The sequence below is a fragment of the Rufibacter sp. JT3400010 genome (assembly GCF_054956755.1).
On the sequence record NZ_JBUDXA010000001.1, the window covers coordinates 161,249 to 181,685 of the forward strand.

General features: G+C 49.3%; 18 protein-coding genes and 2 tRNA genes. 12 read left to right on the forward strand and 8 right to left on the reverse strand.

Going from position 1 to position 20,437, the window contains the following annotated elements; genetic code table 11:
• Positions 1-1,476 carry a RagB/SusD family nutrient uptake outer membrane protein gene (locus ACY0JR_RS00650; RefSeq protein ID WP_462631858.1) on the forward strand — a complete coding sequence of 492 codons (1,476 nt, stop codon included), beginning with the start codon at positions 1-3 and terminating at the stop codon, positions 1,474-1,476.
• A 356-nt stretch (positions 1,477-1,832) separates the two neighbouring features.
• Here ACY0JR_RS00650 and ACY0JR_RS00655 read toward each other — a convergent pair whose 3' ends face one another.
• The gene (locus tag ACY0JR_RS00655) at positions 1,833-2,801 is read right to left on the reverse strand and encodes a tryptophan 2,3-dioxygenase family protein (RefSeq protein ID WP_462631859.1); all 969 of its coding nucleotides are present in this window, start codon (positions 2,799-2,801) and stop codon (positions 1,833-1,835) included.
• A 225-nt stretch (positions 2,802-3,026) separates the two neighbouring features.
• Here ACY0JR_RS00655 and sdaAB point away from each other — a divergent pair, with 225 nt between their 5' ends.
• The 4 genes from sdaAB to ACY0JR_RS00675 are packed head-to-tail and all read left to right on the forward strand — an operon-like array spanning position 3,027 to position 7,567.
• Positions 3,027-3,707 carry an L-serine ammonia-lyase, iron-sulfur-dependent subunit beta gene (gene sdaAB / locus ACY0JR_RS00660; protein WP_462631860.1) on the forward strand — a complete coding sequence of 227 codons (681 nt, stop codon included), beginning with the start codon at positions 3,027-3,029 and terminating at the stop codon, positions 3,705-3,707.
• Positions 3,708-3,711: 4 nt separating this feature from the next.
• Positions 3,712-5,178 (forward strand): TolC family protein, encoded by a 1,467-nt coding sequence (locus tag ACY0JR_RS00665; protein WP_462631861.1) that lies wholly within the window; start codon positions 3,712-3,714, stop codon positions 5,176-5,178.
• A 7-nt stretch (positions 5,179-5,185) separates the two neighbouring features.
• Positions 5,186-6,565, forward strand: coding sequence for an efflux RND transporter periplasmic adaptor subunit (locus ACY0JR_RS00670; protein ID WP_462631862.1), 1,380 nt, complete (start codon positions 5,186-5,188; stop codon positions 6,563-6,565).
• A 3-nt stretch (positions 6,566-6,568) separates the two neighbouring features.
• Entirely contained in the window at positions 6,569-7,567 is a 999-nt protein-coding gene (locus ACY0JR_RS00675; RefSeq protein ID WP_462631863.1) for an NAD(P)H-dependent glycerol-3-phosphate dehydrogenase, read from the forward strand.
• 135 nt (positions 7,568-7,702) lie between these two features.
• Here ACY0JR_RS00675 and ACY0JR_RS00680 read toward each other — a convergent pair whose 3' ends face one another.
• The 4 genes from ACY0JR_RS00680 to pdxH form a co-directional block, all read right to left on the reverse strand.
• On the reverse strand, positions 7,703-8,161 hold the full coding sequence (locus ACY0JR_RS00680; protein WP_462631864.1) for a DoxX family protein: 459 nt from the start codon (positions 8,159-8,161) through the stop codon (positions 7,703-7,705).
• Positions 8,162-8,331: 170 nt separating this feature from the next.
• The gene (locus ACY0JR_RS00685) at positions 8,332-8,901 is read right to left on the reverse strand and encodes a Maf family nucleotide pyrophosphatase (RefSeq protein ID WP_462631865.1); all 570 of its coding nucleotides are present in this window, start codon (positions 8,899-8,901) and stop codon (positions 8,332-8,334) included.
• On the reverse strand, positions 8,888-10,165 hold the full coding sequence (locus ACY0JR_RS00690) for a DUF1015 domain-containing protein (protein WP_462631866.1): 1,278 nt from the start codon (positions 10,163-10,165) through the stop codon (positions 8,888-8,890). The genes ACY0JR_RS00685 and ACY0JR_RS00690 overlap by 14 nt, the downstream gene beginning before the upstream one ends.
• Positions 10,166-10,208: 43 nt before the next feature.
• A complete protein-coding gene (gene pdxH, locus ACY0JR_RS00695; protein ID WP_462631867.1) occupies positions 10,209-10,862 on the reverse strand; it encodes a pyridoxamine 5'-phosphate oxidase in 654 nt (217 codons plus the stop codon).
• A 207-nt stretch (positions 10,863-11,069) separates the two neighbouring features.
• Here pdxH and ACY0JR_RS00700 point away from each other — a divergent pair, with 207 nt between their 5' ends.
• The 4 genes from ACY0JR_RS00700 to ACY0JR_RS00715 all read left to right on the forward strand — a co-directional run bounded on the left by ACY0JR_RS00700 (position 11,070) and on the right by ACY0JR_RS00715 (position 14,226).
• A complete protein-coding gene (locus ACY0JR_RS00700) occupies positions 11,070-11,636 on the forward strand; it encodes a YqgE/AlgH family protein (protein ID WP_462631868.1) in 567 nt (188 codons plus the stop codon).
• A 25-nt stretch (positions 11,637-11,661) separates the two neighbouring features.
• The gene (locus ACY0JR_RS00705) at positions 11,662-13,848 is read left to right on the forward strand and encodes a DUF349 domain-containing protein (protein WP_462631869.1); all 2,187 of its coding nucleotides are present in this window, start codon (positions 11,662-11,664) and stop codon (positions 13,846-13,848) included.
• 129 nt (positions 13,849-13,977) lie between these two features.
• Positions 13,978-14,050, forward strand: a tRNA-Thr gene (locus ACY0JR_RS00710).
• Positions 14,051-14,153: 103 nt separating this feature from the next.
• Positions 14,154-14,226: transfer RNA gene (locus ACY0JR_RS00715), tRNA-Thr, on the forward strand.
• A 432-nt stretch (positions 14,227-14,658) separates the two neighbouring features.
• Here the strand turns inward: ACY0JR_RS00715 and ACY0JR_RS00720 are convergent.
• From ACY0JR_RS00720 to ACY0JR_RS00730, 3 genes are all read right to left on the reverse strand, one after another.
• Positions 14,659-15,882: an SDR family oxidoreductase gene (locus ACY0JR_RS00720; RefSeq protein WP_462631870.1), complete on the reverse strand. Its 1,224-nt coding sequence runs from the start codon at positions 15,880-15,882 to the stop codon at positions 14,659-14,661.
• A 122-nt stretch (positions 15,883-16,004) separates the two neighbouring features.
• Positions 16,005-16,244: a heavy-metal-associated domain-containing protein gene (locus ACY0JR_RS00725; RefSeq protein ID WP_462631871.1), complete on the reverse strand. Its 240-nt coding sequence runs from the start codon at positions 16,242-16,244 to the stop codon at positions 16,005-16,007.
• A gap of 118 nt (positions 16,245-16,362) precedes the next feature.
• Positions 16,363-16,719, reverse strand: coding sequence for a cupin domain-containing protein (locus ACY0JR_RS00730; protein ID WP_462631872.1), 357 nt, complete (start codon positions 16,717-16,719; stop codon positions 16,363-16,365).
• Positions 16,720-17,079: 360 nt separating this feature from the next.
• On the opposite strand from ACY0JR_RS00730, the gene ACY0JR_RS00735 reads away from it, so the two are divergent.
• From ACY0JR_RS00735 to ACY0JR_RS00745, 3 genes are read left to right on the forward strand one after another with little or no spacing between them, the layout of a single operon-like run.
• Positions 17,080-18,432 (forward strand): hypothetical protein, encoded by a 1,353-nt coding sequence (locus ACY0JR_RS00735; RefSeq protein WP_462631873.1) that lies wholly within the window; start codon positions 17,080-17,082, stop codon positions 18,430-18,432.
• 2 nt (positions 18,433-18,434) lie between these two features.
• Positions 18,435-18,848, forward strand: coding sequence for a hypothetical protein (locus tag ACY0JR_RS00740; RefSeq protein ID WP_462631874.1), 414 nt, complete (start codon positions 18,435-18,437; stop codon positions 18,846-18,848).
• 2 nt (positions 18,849-18,850) lie between these two features.
• Positions 18,851-20,302, forward strand: a complete 1,452-nt coding sequence (locus tag ACY0JR_RS00745) for a hypothetical protein (protein ID WP_462631875.1) — start codon at positions 18,851-18,853, stop codon at positions 20,300-20,302.
• Positions 20,303-20,437 lie beyond the last annotated feature (135 nt).

A 20,437-nucleotide genomic window follows, 5' to 3' on the forward strand; every position in this document is an offset into this window, starting at 1 on the left:
ATGAAAATCAATAAAGCGAAAATATATACAGTCCTGCTGGGAGCAACTCTTGGATTAGGAGCGTGCCAGGATGATTTCCTGGAGACAGTTCCTTCCAACGCGGTTTCCTACGAGCAGGCGTTCAGCTCTACGGCTGGCGTTGAGGCGGCTTTGAACGGTATCTACCGGTTAATGCGTGACGCTCCGGTGAACGCTGGTTCCACGGCCAGCCATGACAACTACGGAGTGCCAGCCTTCAACCTTACCTGGGACGTAATGGGGCAGGATGTGATGGCCAACAGCAACTGGTTTAATTTCCAGTATGTGTTAGACAATAAGCTGGCTAATTACCGCGGTACGTACATGTTGTGGGCAACCAATTTCAACATGATCACCAATGCCAACAACATTATCGCGAACGCGAAAAACGTACCAGGCATCTCCACTCAACAGCTAGCTGCTTTTGAAGGGGAAGCAAAAGCACTTCGTGCTTACGGGTACTTCAATCTGGCCAGAACGTACCAACATACGTACCTGAAAAACCCAGATGCACTGGCCGTTCCTTTGGTATTGGAGCAAACCACCGCCCAAACCCAAGGCCAGCCTAGAGCTACCCTTAAAGCAGTGTACGCTCAGATTCTGGAAGACCTGACAGTTGCCGAACGCGACTTGCCTACCACCAGAACCGCTAAAAGCCGCGTGAACAAAAACGTAGCGCAAGGTTTATTAGCACGTGTGTACCTGGAAATGGGAGAGTGGGCTTTAGCTGCTGACTTTGCCGCCAAAGCAAGAGTTGGTTATCCTTTGATGACTCCTTCTGCTTACAAAGAAGGCTTCAACAACTACGCGAATGGTGAATGGATTTGGGGCTTAGCCCAAGCTGCTGATCAGCAGGTAGGCTACGCCTCTTTCTTCTCCACCATTGACGGCCGTTATACCGTTGACGCAAAAGGAAACAGAACCTACGTGCGCAGAGGGTACAACAACATCCGGGCAAACGATAAGTTTGTGGAGTTGTTTGCCTTGACAGACGCCCGTAGAGAGTTCCAAGAAGCGGTTGGTACTACCAACTCAGACCGGTACACCATCACCAAGTTCAAGGACCTTCCAGACCTAAGCGGAGACTTCGTGTTGATGCGTGCTGCTGAAATGTACCTGATTGAGGCTGAAGCTAAAGCTCGTTTAGGCGAGAACGAAGCCGCCCAGCAACTGGTGTACCAACTCCGTCAGCAACGCTTCACGGTGGCTGCTGATGCGGTGAAACCAACTACTACTGGTACTAACTTGGTGGACGAGATCTGGGTAGAAAGAAGAAAAGAACTCTACGGCGAAGGCTTCGGACTGATGGACATCAAGCGTCTACAGAAGCCATTGGTACGCACCGGAAACCATACCGCCGTACTGGGTACTACGCCTGCCAACAGTGATCTGTTTATCTATCAGTTCCCACAATTGGAAATCACTAACAACCCTAACTTCGGTCCTCAGAATCCATAAGGACCCCGTAGTTTAGAATTCAAAAAGGCTGCTCTAATAAGAGCAGCCTTTTTTTGTTTTGGTGCTAGTTTTGAGGAAACAAGACTAATACTCGCTCGCCTCTGGCGAGTGTGGGTTACTTGCGGCCTCTGGCCGAGTGGCAGCACCTTGCTACCTTTTTAACAACATCTTCTTATAGTGGCGGGACGCCGCAGGTAGCTCACACTCGCCAGAGGCGAGCGAGTGAACACTTGTTATAATACGCTTGCTGTCTATCAGCAAAATGCTTTTAGCTATTCCTGTTTCACAGCTGCTTTCCAGAAAACAGAACATAAACAAAAAACGGGAGCAATTGCTCCCGCCACTATTACACAAACTCAGTCTACTTCGCCCACAATGTTATTGACCCAGCCTTTGCCCCAGTTGTCTTTCTCTTCCTGCGTCCAGATGTCTGGGAAGAAGATGCGCTTCTGGAACTTGGGAGGAAGATACTTCTGCCAGTTAGTACCGCCGGTGGCGGCAATGATCTCAGGGTCGCGTTGCAGGTAGCGTACCGCCGATTTGTAGTGCATAAGCGGCCAATTTACGTTCACGTTGCTGTCCAGTTCTTTTAGGTGGGCAAGGAGTTTGGCGTTTTGCTGCTCTTCTTCTGAAAGTAGCTTATAAACAGCCCATATGTTTTTGGTCTGATACTCCCGCGCGTGCTGCATCAGTTCGGCCGCATACTTTTCTTCAAACTGCAGCAGCGTTAGTGTCTTCGCACCAGTGGCGGCCTCGGTGGCACCTTCTTTCCAGTAAATACACCCGAACATCTCTTCATGGGTGCTCTGCTGGCCTAATGCCTCGCGGCGGGCTTTGTCTGTAAGGTTGCAGAGATCCGTGGAGCAGATTTCTATCTTCCGGTATTGGACCGATTGGAAACCGCTGGCGGGCATCAAGGCCATTCTGAACTTCAGGAATTCTTTGGGGTCCATGCCGTCTACCATCACATCAAAGGAATCAATCAGATTCTCAAAGTAACGGTTAATGCGACCTATGCGCGTGATGAGCATCTTCGCCGTAGGCGCAGGGTCTTCGCCAATCAATCTGTACTCATGCAGGCAGAGCTTGAAGTAAAGTTCTGTAATCTGGTGGTACATGATGAAGATTTCCTCATCGGGTATTTTGGTGCGGGGCGTCTGCAAACTTAGCAGGGTGTCCAGGTGAATGTAGTCCCAGTAATTGATGTAATCTGAGTACAGCAACCCTTCCAGGTAAGACGCCAGGTCTTGGCCCATGTGGCCATATTTCTGCTGAAGACGCTCCAACAGCTCCATTACCTGAGGGGAGAAGGTGTGGTCTGGCATATATTATTTTCTGAATGTTGTAATTTACTTTCTTTACTTGCGACAAAGAAAGTAAAAGAAATTGGTTTGAAGTCTTAAGGTAAGAAAGAAACGAAGGGGCCGGGGCAACTGATAAGCCGGTACGGGCATCATACCAACTTAAGGTTTACTTCGGTTTTTTTGGCAGCGGCTGCCCACGGGTAAACAATATCTTTAACTTTGATGCCGGAAGAACGCACAAAGACAATGGCAGAGAAAAGCAGCATTTTTGATATGATTGGTCCGGTTATGATAGGTCCTTCCAGTTCGCACACCGCCGGGGTGGTGCGTATTGCGCGGGCGGCTATCAGAATACTGGGCGCAGCTCCCGTAGAGGCTACCATTACCTTCTATAATTCGTTTGCCCGCACCTATGAAGGCCACGGCAGCGACCGAGCCATTCTGGCGGGGCTCCTGGATTACAACACAGATGATACCCGCATCAAGGAGTCTTTTACCTATGCGGCCGAGAAAGGGTTGAAGTACACGTTTAAATCTGTGGGGAATGCGTCTACCATGCACCCCAACACCATTAAACTGAACCTGACCGCTGCCAACGGAAATACCGCCGAAGTGATTGGCCAAAGCCGGGGCGGTGGCGTGATCAGCATTGTGGAGGTAGACGGTTTCCCGTCCAACTTCTCGGCTAACCTGCACACCTTGATCATTGACGCCGATGATGTGACCGGCAGTATTGCCTTTATCAGCAGCATCATTGCCCATGATGACTGCAACATTGCCACCATGAACGTGTCCCGCAAAGGCCGCAATGACGTGGCCCGCCAATTCATTGAAATGGACTCCGGGCTCCGCCCGATCTCGCTGGAGTACCTCCGCCAGCTGAGTTGGGTTAAGAAAGTGATCTATATCCCTAACATTGACTTATAAATAAATGCGACGTTTCTCTTCCAAATTTCTCTCAACCCTGGGATTAGTCATCGGCTGCCATACCCTGTCCCTGGCTCAAACCACCACGGCCACTGAAACCGTGTGGTCACTGCAGCAATGCGTAGATCACGCCATCAAAAACAACCTGCAGGTGCGGCAATCTGGCCTTTCTGTGGAACAGGCGGCCATTGATGTAAGTCAATCCAAAACCAACCGGTTGCCTTCTGTTAACGGAAGTGGTTCTCACGGCTTCAACAATGGTTTCTTTCTGGACCCGGTAAGAAATGAGATTCAGAACACGCAGATCTGGTCTGGTAACGTGGGCATCAACGGCTCGGTCAATGTCTACAGCGGGCTGCAGGCGCAGAATACCATTAAACGGAACCAACTGGAGTACAAGGCCAGTCAATTAGACCAGCAGAAAGTGCAGAATGACGTCACCATCAATGTGGTGACGGCCTACATGAATGTGCTGCTCAACCAAGAGATTCTGAGAACCAACCAGGAACGGTTAAATCTTACCCAGAGCCAGTTGGAGCGTACCCAAAAGCTGTTCAGAGCGGGAAGCGTTCCTGAAAGCAATGTGTTAGATCTCAACGCGCAAATTGCTAGTGATGAGTTGAATATAATCACTGCCCAGAACAATATTGACTTATCTGAGCTGCAGTTGATTCAGTTGCTGAATCTCACCGAGGCCAACCCGGCCAACTTCGCCATTGAGGTACCGCAGATTCCAGATCCGGACCAGACCGTGATTGGTTTCAACGCCGAAGAGGTGTATGCTACGGCTTCAGAAAGAATGCCGGAAATATTAAGAACCCGGCTTCGCATCCAGAGTGCAGATAAAAACATTGCCATCGCTAAAGGCGGCTATCAGCCCTCGTTAAGTTTGGTAGGTAGTGTCAATACCCGTTACTCCAGTGGTTCTTCGCTTTTATCTTTCGGGGATCCGTTTTCGCAAAGAACGTTAGTGGGGTACCAGGACGAGAATATGAGTACGCCCATTTACATCTATACCCCGTCTGTGGAGCAAACCTCCTTGAAGTATCCCTACTTTAACCAGTTGCAGGATAACATAGGGCAGTTCATAGGCATCAACTTGAGTGTGCCCATCTTTAACGGGTTCAGGGTACGCAACAATGTGCAGTTGTCCAGAATAGGTCTGAGAAACGCCGAAATCAATTCTGACATTGCCAAAAATCAGCTGAAACAAACCATTGCCCAGTCTTACACAGATGCGGTAAACGCCCAAAGAAGATTTGTGGCCGCCAGAAGACAACTGGAAGCTTTTGAACAAGCCTACAAGAATGCGGAGATTCGCCTGAACAACGGCTTGATCAACAACGTGGACTTCAACGTGGCCCGCAACAACTTGGTGAAAGCACAGTCAGACATTATCCAGGCTAAATACGATTACACCTTCAGACTGAAAATTTTAGATTTCTACCAAGGCAAAACCATCACACTTTAATCCTATCATGGCAAAACGTAAATCAAACAAACTGTTATACATTCTTGGCGGCCTGCTGGTGCTATTAGTGGTTGGCCTTATTGTCGCCAAAAAGCAGGGCTGGATTGGAAAAGAAGAAGGAATTGAAGTAGTAGTGGCCAAGGCAAAACCTACTACCATTGTAGAAAAAGTAAGTGCCTCTGGCAAGGTACAACCCGAGATTGAAGTAAAGATCAGCCCAGACGTTTCAGGTGAGATTACCGAGCTGTACGTGAAAGAAGGTGATTCAGTAGTTGCTGGTCAGTTGCTGCTCCGTATTCGTCCTGACAACTATCAGGCGATGGTAGAGATGCAGTCGGCCTCGGTGAATACCCAACGCGCTAACCTGGCCCAGGCCAGAGCCAGACTAAACCAAGCCTTGGCGAACAGCAAGAACGTGCAGCAATCGTATGAGCGTAACCGCAAGTTGTTTGAGCAGAAAGTTATCTCGCAGTCTGAGTACGACGCTGCCAGATCACAGTATGAAGCCAACCGCGCCGAAGTGGACGCCGCCCGGCAAAGCGTGCGCGCCGCTGAGTCTACCGTACGCAGTGCGAGTGCATCATTGGAAGAGTCCAGAAGAAACCTGGACAAAACCACCATCTATGCGCCGGTGAGCGGCACCGTTTCCAAATTGAATGTAGAGCGCGGTGAGCGCGTGGTAGGTACGTCGCAGATGGCTGGTACAGAAATCATGCGTATTGCCAACCTCAACAACATGGAAATTAGGGTAGACGTAAACGAGAACGACATTGTACGGGTACGCCTGAATGACTCGGTTATTGTGGAGGTTGATTCCTATACCAACACCAACCGTAAGTTCAAAGGCGTAGTAACCTCCATTGCCAATACCGCCAAAGACGCTGCTTCCCTGGAGGCGGTGACCGAGTTTGAAGTGCGCATCAGGGTCCTCAATGAATCTTACCAAGATCTTATTCAGAAGAACGGCCGTACACCGTTCAGACCGGGTATGACAGCCTCGGTAGACATTATCACAGACCAGAAAAACAACGTGCTTTCCGTACCTTTGGCCGCCGTGACTACCCGCGCCAAAGACAACAAGGACGCTAAAGCCACTGCCGGCCAGAACAACTTGGCGCAGGAAGAGAAAGCTCGCCCGGAAGAACGTCCGGAAGAAGTAGTGTTTGTGCATGAAGGCGGAAAGGTGAAAATGGTGAAAGTAACCACCGGTATCAGCGACTTTGACAACATAGAAATTCTTTCTGGCTTAAAGCCGGGCCAGGAAGTAGTTTCAGGTCCATTCAGAGCGGTTTCCAAGCAGTTGAAAGAAGGCGATCTGGTGACGGTGAAGGATGAGAAGTCCCTGAGTAAAGAATTGAAAGAAGACACGTCTGAAGAAGAGAAATAAGTTTTGCAGGAAAGAGAAAGAGTAGCCGTGCTGGGCGGCGGCAGTTGGGCCACCGCCCTGGTCAAAATTTTATCAGAAAATAAGACGGATGTCAGCTGGTGGCTCAGAAACCAGGAAGACGTGCAGCACCTTCGGCAATACGCCCACAATCCCAGGTACCTCAGCGGGGTCCGGTTTGACCTGGAGTATGTGCATCCGTCCAGTGACATTCAGCAGACCGTAGCCCAGGCAGACTGGGTGATTCTGGCCGTTCCGGCGGCCTTCGTGAAACAGGCCTTGTCTCCCTTGGCGGCAGACGCCTTGCAAGGAAAAACACTGGTATCGGCTATCAAAGGCATGATCCCGGACGAGAACCTCTTGATCACTGATTTCCTGGAGCAGCACTACGGCGTTCCCGCTGATAGGCAATGCGTCATTGCGGGCCCGTGCCACGCCGAGGAAGTCGCTCTGGAAAAGCAGTCTTACCTGACCATCGGCTCCCATAACAGGGATCGGGCCGAAACGTTCTGCACGTTGCTCCGCAACCGCTACGTAAAGGCCAATCCGCTGGACGACATTGACGGAGTGGAGTACTGTGCGGTTATGAAAAACATCATCGCGCTGGCCTGCGGCATAGCCCACGGTCTGAACTACGGTGATAATTTTCAGGCGGTGCTGGTCTCCAATTCTATGGAGGAGATAGAGCGTTTCCTAGATGCGCTTATGCCCCTGCACCGTGACCTGAAAGGCAGCGCCTACTTAGGTGATTTGCTGGTAACCGCCTATTCGCAGTTCAGCCGGAACCGCACCTTCGGGAACATGATTGGCCGGGGGTACACCGTAAAATCTGCCCAGTTTGAGATGAACATGGTGGCTGAAGGTTATTATGCTGTGCAGAGTATCTACGAATTGAACAAGCGCCTGAACGTAGAAATGCCTATCACTACCGCTGTCTACAATATTCTGTATGAGCGCATTTCACCAGGAGTTGAGATTGAAATCTTAAAGGATAAGTTTAAGTAAGTTTTTCAGCTTCTAGCCTTAAAACAGAAAACCCATCATCAGCTTTGATAGTGGGTTTTCTGTTTTTAAAGAGATTTTCCAAAAAGAAGGTTAAAACCGGTTTCTAATGAGATTACTCGAAAGCAGCCCATAAAACTACTCGGCCGAAGGCTTGTGCGCTTGCCGGAAGATCTTATTATCTACGGAGTACCTGCCGGGGCCTACTACCATGAAGAACAAGAGCAGAAATAAAACCAAGATCGAAATCCACAGCTCTATGTTTTGCAGGTGAAGGCCTTTTTCTGAGTTCACAAAGAAGACGGCGCCCAGCAGAATGGGAATCTGGCAAAGAAGGGCAAACCGGGTTAAACAACCGAAGGCGATCATCAAACCGCCCATTATATGAACCACACTATAAAACATGGGAGCCTTCTTGAAAGGAACCATGGTATGTTCCTGGGTGAACTGATAGAAGATGTCGCTTGTGTTCATGAGAAATGAAATCCCTTTCACAAAAAGGAAAATTCCTAACAGCATGCGCAAGGCATCCATCCAGACGGGATTACTGGCGCTGTTCTTACGTTCTACCAGCGGAAGATTATTGGTAAGTTCCATAACGATAATTGTTAGGTGAAAAATATATCGTATTATATATACGAAGATCTTTATGTCAACATCTAACAATTTCGCAAATTCTATTCATCAATTCAATTCATATTTAGCAAATCTTCATCAAAGCGTTAGATTTTAACGAAACGCTTGGAGCAAAGGCAAACCAAGTAGCATTAAAAAATCAGTAGTTCTTCATACAAGCGGTGCACCGGTAAACCCATCACGTTGAAGTAGGAACCTTCAATGCGTTCAATGCCCACCAGGCCCAACCAGTCCTGCGCGCCGTAGCTTCCGGCTTTGTCAAAGGGCTTGTACTGGTTAATGTAGAAGTCTATCTCGTTGCGGGTTAGGTCTCTGAAATGCACAGTGGTCACATCATGAAAAACCACGCTCTTTTCTGAACTGAGCAGGCAAACCCCGGTGTACACCTCATGGCTGCGGCCCGAAAGCATGGTGAGCATGCGGGTGGCCTGGGCATGGTCATACGGTTTGTTCAGAATGATTTCGTCCAGGCACACAATGGTATCTGCCGTGATGATGACCTCCTCGGGTTGCAGGTCTTCGCGGTACGCGCTGGCTTTGTGGGCGGCCAGGTATTCGGCCACTTCAGCCCGGGCCAGTTCCGGCGGATAGTTCTCGTCAATCTCCTTTACTCTTGTCTGGAAGTTCAACCCCAGGTTGGTGAGCAGTTCTTTGCGGCGCGGCGAGTTGGAGGCCAGGATGTATTGTTTAGTAAAATTCATTTTCGTCTATTGAGCTGAATAAAAAACCACAGATTACTTTGGGATAGAAGAAGGTAGATTTCTGGGGCATCACGGCCCCGGAATGGCAGACACGCTGCACTTCTTCCATTTTCACTTCATTGGTGAGCAGGGCCAGCTGCGCTTTGCCCGCGTCTACTTTAGACAGGCATTCGGCGAAGGAGCGCACGTAGGAAAGGCCTTCGTATTGCCGCTGTTCTTCCTGTGCTATACCCAGCACCCGTTCCAGAATGAAATAGTGCATGACCGTCAAGTCTAGGTCTTTCACTTCCTGCGGAAGATCCCAGGTGAGTTGGGCATGGACTTCGGGCTTGAGCCGTGCTTTGTAAGCCTCGCCCTGTACATAAATCCCGAAGGCCCATTTTTTACCTACCAGAATCTCATTTAGTTCATAGGCTTCCTCAAGGGGCGTGATGGTGAAAAACTCGTGCAGCTTTTCCAGGAAAACTTCAGGTGAAAGGGGTAAAGTCTCTAGCAGCCTATGCGTTGGCAGAATGCGCAAATCATCTGAAGCGGCATTGGTCAGGTACATCAAGTGATAGTTGAACGGCTCTTCGCCTGTGGCGGCTGGGTATTGCGCCAGCATCTTCTGGCGGTATTGCAAAGAACCTTCATAGCGGTGGTGGCCGTCTGCCAGAATCACTTGCTGGCCTTTCAGCAGCTCCACAAACTTCTGGATCACCTCGGCATCATGGATCACGGAAAGGACATCGCGCACGCCCTGGTAGTCTTCAGACTCATACAGGGGAGAGGTAATGCTTTCATCCATGTACTGCTCTAGGGAAAAAGAGGGGTCAGTGAAGAGGCCGTGCGTGGCGCTGGTGTGCATCTTGGTTTGAGCCAGCAATTCTATGCGGTCGTTCACCGCCGCCGGAATGGTGTTCTCGTGCCGAAGGATGACTTGTTCTTCCCAAGGGTATGCTTTAATGTGGCACATAAAGCCCTTTCGGCAATACTCGCGGCTGGAGCCTGGCAGCGTGAAATACTGGTAATAGACATAAATGCCCGGCAGTTGGTCCTGCAACAAGATACCGGCCCGTTTCCAGTGCTCAGCCGTACGGCGGGCGCTATCAGCAGGGTCTGGCCCGGGCGGTACGGATAAATGGATGCTGTTATAGGAGTTCCGGTACAAGGCTTGCCGCTGTTTTACAGAAACCACGTCAAAAAGGGGAGACGTAAGCGCGTCTATGGAAAACGGGAGTTTGGGATTGTACCGAAAGCCTTTGAGGGGTAGAATGTCAGCCATTGACGGTTTTTAAGCTGTTTTAGGAAAAGGAGGCGGTAAACCCTCAGGGAGCTAACCGCTGAATGTGCCAGTTGCCGTTGGGTTCCACCTCGTACAAAAGGCGGTCATGCAGACGGTTCTGGCGGCCTTGCCAGAACTCGATCCGCTCTGGCTTTACCAGGTAACCGCCCCAGTGCTCGGGCCGGGGAATGACTTCCAGTTCCTGGAATTTAGCTGAATACTCCCGCTCCAGGTTCTCCAGCATGGTACGGTCTGGAATAGGCTGGCTTTGTGGGGAAGACCAAGCCCCAATCTGGCTTCCGCGCGGGCGGCTATGGAAATAAGTATCAGAAACAGCAGGGGAAACCCGTTCCACCGTTCCTTCCACGCGCACTTGTCTTTCCAGCGCGGGCCAGAAAAACGTGAGCGCGGCAAACGGGTTCTCCAGTAATTGCTGGCCTTTGCAACTCTCATAGTTGGTGTAAAAGACAAAACCTTCCGGCGTAATGGCTTTGAGCAGCACTACTCGGGCAGACGGTCTGCCATTGGCGGTAGTGGTGCTTAGGGTCATGGCGGTGGGCTCATCGGCCTTGGCCGCCAGGGCTTCCTGCATCCAGATTTCAAACTGCTTTAAAGGATCTTCAGCAACTGCCTCCAGGGTGAGTTCCTTCAGGGAATAATTGATCCGGATATCGGCTAGAGACAAAGGGGTTTCCATGGCGTTTTGGCAAAAGTGGTGGCAAAATCAAAAGTAGGCTTTTCTGTCTAAACAGGCAGGAAATGTTCTGAAATGTCCATTCATTTAAACAAAAAGGCATACGAGAGCTTGGGTTTACGCGTTTCTTACAGGAATTCTAATATAAACGTACCTGCAAACCATATTTATGGCAATTCAGTACGTATAGAGAGTAAACCCACGAAAAAGATGACAAGAAAGACGGCGAAAGAAATCCAAAAGGGGAGTATCCTGATCTCAGAACCTTTTCTGGGAGACCCGAATTTTGAGAGAAGTGTGGTAGTCATCTGCCAGCACGACAAAGAGGGTACGGTAGGTCTGGTATTGAACAGGGTGTCTGCCCTGCATCTGTCTGACGTGATTGACATCAATGACGAGGTCTTTGACATGCCCCTGGCGGTAGGCGGACCCATGCAGCCGAATACCTTGCACTATATTCACCGCCTGCCTAACCTGACACACGCCCAATCCATTTCTTCTGAGCTGTACTGGGGTGGTGACTTTGAGGAACTTACCAGATGGATGAACCAGGGCCTTGTGACACAGGACGAAATAAGGTTTTTTGTGGGATATTCCGGGTGGAGCCCCGGGCAACTGGAAGAAGAAATTGAGAAAAATGTTTGGTTTGTGAATAACAATGCTGCGAATAAATTGCTTACTTTGAATATAGATAGCTTGTGGCGCGACATATTAAAGGAAATGGGCGGAAAGTATAAGATGTACGCCAACTATCCCGCAGACCCAAGTTTAAACTAACCCAAAGGCGCTAAGCCCCACGCGTATGATGAATCAGAATCCGGAAAACCAGCAAAACGAAAATGCGGAAATTCCCTCTACCGGAGAACAAGTTTCCTCTGACCAAACACTTGACCAGCGGAGAATTCTGGAAGAACGTTTAGCAGAAATAAATGCGCGTCAGGAAGACAACGCTGTTCCTGTAGAGGCTGTGGAAGAAACCCCCACCGCTCAAAGTGCCCCTGAAGCTGAGGCCACCCAAGTTGCTGCCCCACAGGTAGAACCAGAATTAACACAGTCTTCTGTGTTGGCTTCTGAGGCCGTGATCACGGAGCCATCTGGAGATGCCGGTGCTCCTGCTACTGACTTCTCTGCCCCGGAAGCAGAAGCCAGCCAGCCAGCACCTGCCAGCGAACCGGTAAGTGCCGTTTCTGAGGAAGGAACTCCTGCGCTAACACCTACCCAACCAGAAGCAACCGCTGTTCCGCAGGATGAAGCACATGTTGAGGAAGAGGAATTAACCCAGGAAGAAGATTATAGCCACCTTTCCGTAGACGAAATCCGGTCTAAGATTCTTTCGCTGGCCCAGGAAGGCAATGTGCGCAAATCTGGCCGAGCCCTGAATACGCTATACAAGATTTACGAGCCCCATTTCCAGGAAGAGCGGCAGGAAGCCTTGAATCGTTTTATCGCCGAGGGCGGTTCTGCGGATGATTTTGAGTACAATGCACCCAAAGCCCACAAAGACGTGGAGCAGGCCATGCAGCGTTTCCGGGAAGCCCGTTTCCGGGAGCAACGCCAGGAAGAGGAGCAGAAAGTCCAGAACCTGCAGCGCAAGCGCGATCTCTTGGAACGCCTGCGCGTGCTGGTGGAATCTGAGACGCAGACCAGCGGCAACAGCATTAAAGAACTGCAGAACGAGTGGAAAGCCATTGGGCAGGTTCCTAATGCCGAAGCCCAGCAGTTGTGGAATTCGTACCACGCTTTGCTGGACATGTACTACAACAACCGCAGCATTTTCTTCGAACTGAAAGAGCTGGACCGGAAGCGGAACCTGGACGCTAAAACTGCTTTGTGCGAGCGGGCCGAAGGCTTGGCCAACGAAGAGAACATCAACAAGGCCTTACAGGAACTGCGTCACCTACATGACGAATGGAAGCACATTGGCCCGGTGCCTAATGAAGCCCGCGACCAGATATGGAACCGTTTCATCCAGGCTTCTGAACAGGTGCATGACCGTAAGAAAGCGTTCTTTGAAACCCGCCGTACCGAAGAAACGGCTAACCTGGAGAAAAAGAGAGCACTTCTGGCCCAGATTGAGCAGTTCCAGCATTTCAAGTCTGACCGTATCAACGACTGGCGCGACAAAACCGACCAGATTCAGCAGTTGAAAGAAGCTTGGGACGCGGCCGGATTGGTGCCCAAGGAAAATGCCGAGGAAGTAAACAAAGCGTTCTGGAGCAGCTACAAAGCCTTCTTCCACCACAAGAATACCTTCTTCAAAGCCCTGGACGAAGAGAAGATGCAGAACTACCGCCAAAAAGTAGCCCTGTGCGAAGAGGCGGAGAGCATGCAGGCCAGCGAAGAATGGGACAGCACCAAAGAGAAGCTCATTCAGCTTCAGAAGAAATGGAAAACCATTGGCCGCGTACCAGACAAATATTCCGATAAAATCTGGAACCGATTTAGAACAGCTTGCAATGCTTTCTTTGACAGACTGCACCAGGAAACGCAGAACAAAGAGACGCACCTAAACCAGTTGTCTACCCAGAAAGTAGCGTTCTGCGAGCAATTGGCGACCAAGGTTTCTGACCCTACGTTTGTAGGTTCTACCGCTGAATTCAACCAGATTAACGAGGAGTGGCAAACGCTTTCTTCTGAAGGGAAGCGTAATCCTAAAGTAGAAGATAGATTCCAGCAACTGCTGGCCAAGTACCTGGACAAAATTCCGGAAATGAACCCGCAGCAGAAAGAGCAGACCTTGTTCCAGTTGCAACTGAATCATCTGAAGTCAAGCCCAGATGGTGACCAGAAGTTGTACCAGAAAGAGCAGCATCTGCGCCGCGACATCACTTCACTGGAAAATGATATCTCCACGTTAAAGACCAATATTGAGTTTTTTGCCCGTTCTAAGAACGCCGAAAAGCTGCGTCAGGAGTATCAGTCTAAGATTGATGAAGCCCAAAACAGAATTCAGCACCTGAAAAGACAGTTGAAAGCGCTTCGGTCGTAATTTTTTCTGCTTGACATTCAAGGTCTTTGTGAAAAGCGATCAAATTAGTTTATAGAGGTTTTTGCATTTACCAAAAAGACCTCTACTTTTGTATCGCTTTCAGAAACCACCTGGGAGATGAAAGCAAAAGCCTCCATAGCTCAGCTGGTAGAGCAACTGACTTGTAATCAGTAGGTCGCTGGTTCGATCCCGGCTGGGGGCTCTCAACAAAACAGCACTTATAGGCACAACCTGTAAGTGCTGTTTTTTGAAAATCTTCACTTTTCTACCGCTTTTTAGAAATCACCAGCTTCTAAAAACAAAAAGCCTCCATAGCTCAGCTGGTAGAGCAACTGACTTGTAATCAGTAGGTCGCTGGTTCGATCCCGGCTGGGGGCTCTCCCAAAGAAAAGCACTTACCAATGAGGTAAGTGCTTTTTTGTTTTTTACAAACACCATTCTGCCATTTCTACTATCCTGTAGCGACGTTACACTGAAACTTCGTACGCATGCCTTGGAAATTGAGCCGACAAAGGATTGTTGGTGATAACACCAACAATGGCACGAATGACAAGAAACACTAACTAGTACATGAAATACCAACTTGGTTATGACAGCACGATGGTACGAGAAATTCATACCTGAAAACCGGTCTCCCTCTGCATGCCATTCAAAAGAACACATTCAGGTGAATCGGGTATAACCGAAGAGAATTTTCTTAGCAACAGGCAAAAGAAAGAGGGTGCTTCCGAACTCCATTAGAATTCAAAAACACCCTCTTTTTTGAAAAACACCCTTAAACCAGATGTTTGGCTTTACTTCAAAATAGGTCTACAACCGGTCATTTCCTAATGAAGGATTATTCGTCTGGAATCCGCCGTTGGTACCTAAGCCATCATCTGTTCCTAATCCTCCGTTAGTTCCTGAAGTATCATCATTCAGGTAGGAGGTGTCATCGGTTTCATAAATGACCGTGGTGGAGATCAATACGTCATCATCTAGGTCGTTGTCGTAGTCATCAGGGGCATCATAGCCATATTGGCTGCCGTTTTTATTGGCTTTGCTGGTCCATAAGGCATACGCGGCGGCACCGGCGGCTACGAAAAGAGCACCGGTGGTTAGGGGGTGCAGTTTAGCGCGGGTGTAGAGGCTGGTTTTCATCACGTAACCTTCATGGTTACCGCGTACCTCGCCATCTTTGCCGGGTTGGTGGAGCGCGCCTTCGCGGTGCATGGCCGGCTCTTTGCGCAGTTGTTCTTCGGTCATGAACTTAGAACTGATCCAGTCCATCATTCCTGGAAAGCGTTTGTTCAAGGCACTCATCGCCTTGGCGCCGCCGCCAATCATGATATCACGTTGCGGATGTACCGCCGCATGCAAAATGGCATTGGCTACTTCCTCTGGCGTATAAACCGGAGCGGGTAAAGTCAGCTCGTGGTCTGTGTAGTTTTTGGCGTGGAGCGGGAAAGGGGTGTCTATACCGGCAGGTTTGATAAGGGTGACAGATACGGGCGCTTTGTCCTCCATCAACTCTATTCTTAACGCATCTGTAAATCCTTTCACCGCGTGCTTGCTGGCAGCATACATGCCTTGTAAAGGAATAGAGATGTCAGACACTTCGCTGCCCACGTTAATGATGGCGCCTCCTTTGTTTCTCAAGTGCTGGGCCGCTATCAAAGAGCCATAGGTCATGCCCCAGAAGTTGGTGTCAAACAACCGACGGGCATCTTCATCGGTGATTTCGTCCAGACGGCCATAGATGGAGATACCGGCATCATTCACCCAGGTATCAAACCCACCGAATTCGGCCATGGCTACATTCGCGATCCATTGTACTTCTTCCTTGCGGCCCACATCAGCCACACAGTGGTAGGCCTGTCCGCCTTCGCTTCTGATCTGTTGTTCAATCTGAAGTAGGGCCTCACGGTTGCGGGAAGCCAACACCAATTTGGCGCCTTTCTTGGCGGCGGCTAAGGCTGTGGCCAAACCAATACCGCTTGAGGCTCCGGTAATTACGATCACCTGCTCGTTCAGAGGCTTTAAAGAATATTTCATAGTTGTTGCGTAAGGATGATTTGTTGGTTTAATGTCCATCTAAGCATTTTCTTACGAGGCTAATCCTCAGAAGATTCAAGGCATGAGTTAGGGCTATGCTGTTTTCCGGAAGGAAGGTCTGGTTAAAGCCCTTCTCCATCGGTACCAAGAACCCGGAGCACCTCTGAGGTAAAGCCAGCTTCCTTCAGAGTATTTTCAATTTTCTGTGGATCAAGGTTACTCCCAGAGATGCTGAGGATGTTTTCTTCTTTTTCGGGGTCTATCTGCCATTTCTCAACACCTTCCACAGCATCTAGAAAAGAAGCGACTTTATCAATCTGAGCGTCTCCAGATATGTTGGTTTTAAATTTTAGTATTTTCATTTTCTTCGTTTTGAACTGGTAAAGTGAATTAAAAGAAAAGTATAACTGGTTTTCAGTAAGCTTCTTAGAACTGTTTTCTTAAATCTGTACAGCTACTTCAATAACAAAAAGAAAGAATTCAATCTGGCACGAAGTTGATGTGGGTATCTTTTGCAAAAACCACGTACGCTCTTTTCCAGGGTTCGTCCCCCAGCATGCGCCACTTATGCCCGTTGCCAATGGTGTCCATCGCAATCAGAACATCGCCGGGTCTTACAATAAAAACTTCGCCCAGACTGGTGGTAAATTCCAAGGTTCCGGTTAAGGTTAACACATACTGCGTAGTGGGAGCGGTGTGCCAGTCATAATCAAAATCTGCGGGGGTTTCTTTGAAGTGGAGTTCTTCCACGCCCGTCATAAGCTTCTCGGTGATAGTGCCTTTCAGGAAATGGGAATGTCCGTCTTCAGAGGCGTACAGTTTATAGGCGGTTATCATGTTTTTGGCTTCTTTTTTCAATAGTATACCCAAACCACCGCCAGGAGTTACCTGTACTAATAAAGGAGTAGGTTAACACGTTAGGTGTACGTATAGGTAGGGGCTATCTTGTGGTAAGCTACAGGCGGACAATTTCTGGCAAGACGAATCTGACAGGTTCACGTTAGCGTAGCGACTGTTCCATTCCTTTTTCTATATTGCTTCCAGAAGTTGTGTTAGACGCCAGGAGGTTACCGGCTGGATTGTTCTATCAGTACTTTCCCGGATGTTTTTAGGCCTCTTTGAAAGATAACCTTATTACTATATTCTAAGTAAGTGCGCATAATTACCTATACCAAAGGAATGAATACAAGAAGCTGTATGAAGAAAGGGCACGTGCTGCTGTTTTGCGTGGCGCTGGCGTTTTCGGGGTGTTATACCAAAAAGAGCACACAAGAGGAAAGCACCCCAGACAACACCACGGCTCAGGGGCAGACGCCACCTCAGAAAGCTAACCCTCAACCAAAGGAGACGAGCCCCGCCACTACGGCTTCTAAAGTAGACGTGGACCTTTACCTGGAAGTCTCCAATGGGATGAAGGGTTTCATGCCGCCTCCGGCCGCCGAGAAAGAGCCCACCGTCTTCCAGCGTCAACTGAACAAACTCATTTCAGAAGTTCAGGACGGTATTTACGTAAATGCCAAGCGCTACTATCTAGCCGGCGAAAACGGTCAGGGAAAACCAGTGCTGGACAGTGTCTCTTATAACACCCTGAAGAACACCATCACCAGCGGGATAAAAGCCGATGTGCGTGGTACCCCTCTGCCAGACATGCTACAGGCAGCCCTGACCAATTCTGTCAAAAGAAATGCCGTTAGTGTCATTATTTCCGATTTCATCCATGGACCAGACCCCAACAATCCGGGTCAGTTTCTGTCCTTGGATTCTGATATCAGAAGCAGTCTGAAGCAGGCGGAGCACCAGAATCTGGTAGTGGCGGTGTTGGGAAATGCCTCGCCGTTTTTTGGCAGTTATTACCCCGCGGTGAAGAAACCAGCCGTAAAACGCACCTTGAACGGCGAGGAAGTACCTTTCTATATTTGGGTAATTGGCAAGCAGCAGGAGGTACAGACCGTCATCAATAAGGTGCTGCGGAATTTACCGGCCCAGCAGGCGTACTTTGGGTTTGCTTACCCTAATGTTACCTACTCGGCCATCCTGAAATCAAATACATTCCGCCCGGCGGGCGTTGTGTACTGTACCAGCCGAACCGCGGAGGTGTGTACCAGCGTGAATTTAATGCCAGAAAAAGAGGAACCGGTAGAGTTTACTATCGGCATGAATCTAAGTGATTTTCCGGCCTCCATGCAAGAGGTGAACTTCCTCAAGCGGAACCTGAAGCTGGCCGTGACCGGGGGCAAGGCGTCTCTTGGTACAGTAATTGCAGCTTCAGAAGACGTGAAGGCCACGCCAGAATTGGCGCAGTACACGCATTTTGTAAGGGTAAGAGTGCCACAATTGACAGCAAACACAGGTACTATCACGCTTCAGCTGCCGCAGGTACTGCCCACCTGGGTAAGCCAATGGTCTACCGGAAACGATAATAACCCAGCGGGTGCGCCACGGAAAACCTATCAGCTGACCAATATCATAGAAGGTGTGCAGGCCCTGTACCGAGAAAAAAGTGCCAACGTGTTTAGTGTAACCATGAAGTTTAACAAAGAAAACAAGTAAGGATGATTCAGAATTTCTTCTCCGGGTTGTATGAGCTTTTCCTGGGGCGGCCCATGCCCGCCAATTACACCAATGATTACCGCGAGGTGGTGTTTCCGAACACTGGTATCCAGTTAATTCTTATCTCGCTGGCCATGGTCATCCTGTACTATTATATTTTTAACCGGGTCATGAGTACGGGCTTTTACAAACCGAAGCACTGGGTCATCATGCTGTTTCTGAATGCCGCCATTGCCTTCTTTGTGCCCATTATGCAGGTAAACAACAATAACGTGGAGACGCATTCCTACACCTACACGTTTGCGCTGGTAAACGCGATACTCAGCCTGGTGCTGTTTTTTATTTTCTCCCTACTATTGAAAAAAGGGTCTGTCCAGGCTTGGACAACTCCTATGAAATGGCCTCACTCTAAATAACTATGGCAAAACTTTTTGTATTCGGGATTGGCGGCACGGGCTCCAGAGTTATTCGTTCTCTGGTCATGCTCATGGCGGCCGGTGTCAAGATTAAGAACTGTGATAAGATAGTACCCATCATCATTGACCCCGACACCCAGAACGGGGACATGAACCGCACGGTAGAACTTCTCAAAACCTACAAACACCTGCACGACCAATTGGGCAAGCGGGACGAAGGATTCTTCCACACCAACATCAGTACACTTTCCAGCATTGCCGGCGACGGTTCCTCTAAAATCAGAGATTCCTTTGTCTATGACTTCGGAGGTATCAACAAACCGTTCAAAGACCATGTGGGCTACAATCAATTAGACATTGACAGCCAGGCCCTGGTAGATTTGCTGTTCACCCCCGAAAACCTGAACAACAGCCTAGATGTGGGTTTCAGAGGCAGCCCGAACGTGGGCAGCGTGGTCTTGAATGAGATTATAGATTCTCCAGAGATGCGTTTCTTCGCCTCCAACTTTCAGGCCGGGGACCGCATTTTCTTTGTGTCTTCCATCTTTGGCGGCACCGGTGCCGCCGGATTCCCGCTATTGCTGAAGAACTTCAAAGACGTGCATTCCAAGCTTCCCAATGCCTCCAGCCTGAACTCGGCGCTGACCGGTGCCATGGTGGTGTTGCCGTATTTCTCGCTAGAGCAACCCGCCGCCGGAGTAGAGGCAGATTTCATTGATTCCAACACCTTCACCACCAAAGCCAAAGACGCGCTCTCGTATTACCAAAATCACCTGACGGGGGTAAACGCCACCTATTATATTGGTGATACGCCAGACAAACCGCTGGAAAACAATCCGGGTAGAGCGAGCCAGAAAAACGATGCGCACTTGGTAGAATTGCTCAGTGCATTGTCCATCATTGATTTCATGGATTACACAGACAATGAACTAACCGGTTCTGCGCTGTACCATGAATTCGGCTTGCGCGAAGACGTAGATAATGTGCAGTTCTCCCATTTAGACCAGGAAACCCGCGACAGAATAGCCAAGAACCTGATTCGTTTCCACTACTTTACACGCTACTACACCACTCATGTTCCGCAAGATGCCCAGGCAGCCTATGCCAAAGGAGTGGACTTAGCCAGTGCCATGCGAAATGAGCCTATTTTCAAGGAACTAAATAAATTCCTGACCAGCCCTGACTATGGCTATGATTCCTGGCTCAAAGAGCTGAACCGCATGGAACGGACGTTCTCGGTTTTCCATCTGAATGAGCCGGACTTTAACCGCATGGTTTCTGATAAACAGGTAGAAACCGGCTTCCTGAACAAAGGCATTCACCAAGGCTCCTTCGTGAAAGAACTGAACCGAGCCTCAGAGTCGGTATCAGACCGGGAGGCCTTTAAAGCAACCATCAAAGCTTTTGAGATTGCTACCAACAACCTGGTAGAGGATAAGCTGAAATATTCCTAGAATTTAGAATATACAAATTCGCATCGTCCCCCTTTGAAGGGGGTAGGGGGATGACAAGGCTGTGGAAGAAGCAAAGCAGTTGCTTCATTGAGTAAGAGAATAATTATCGGAAGATGATGATACTATGGCGCGGAA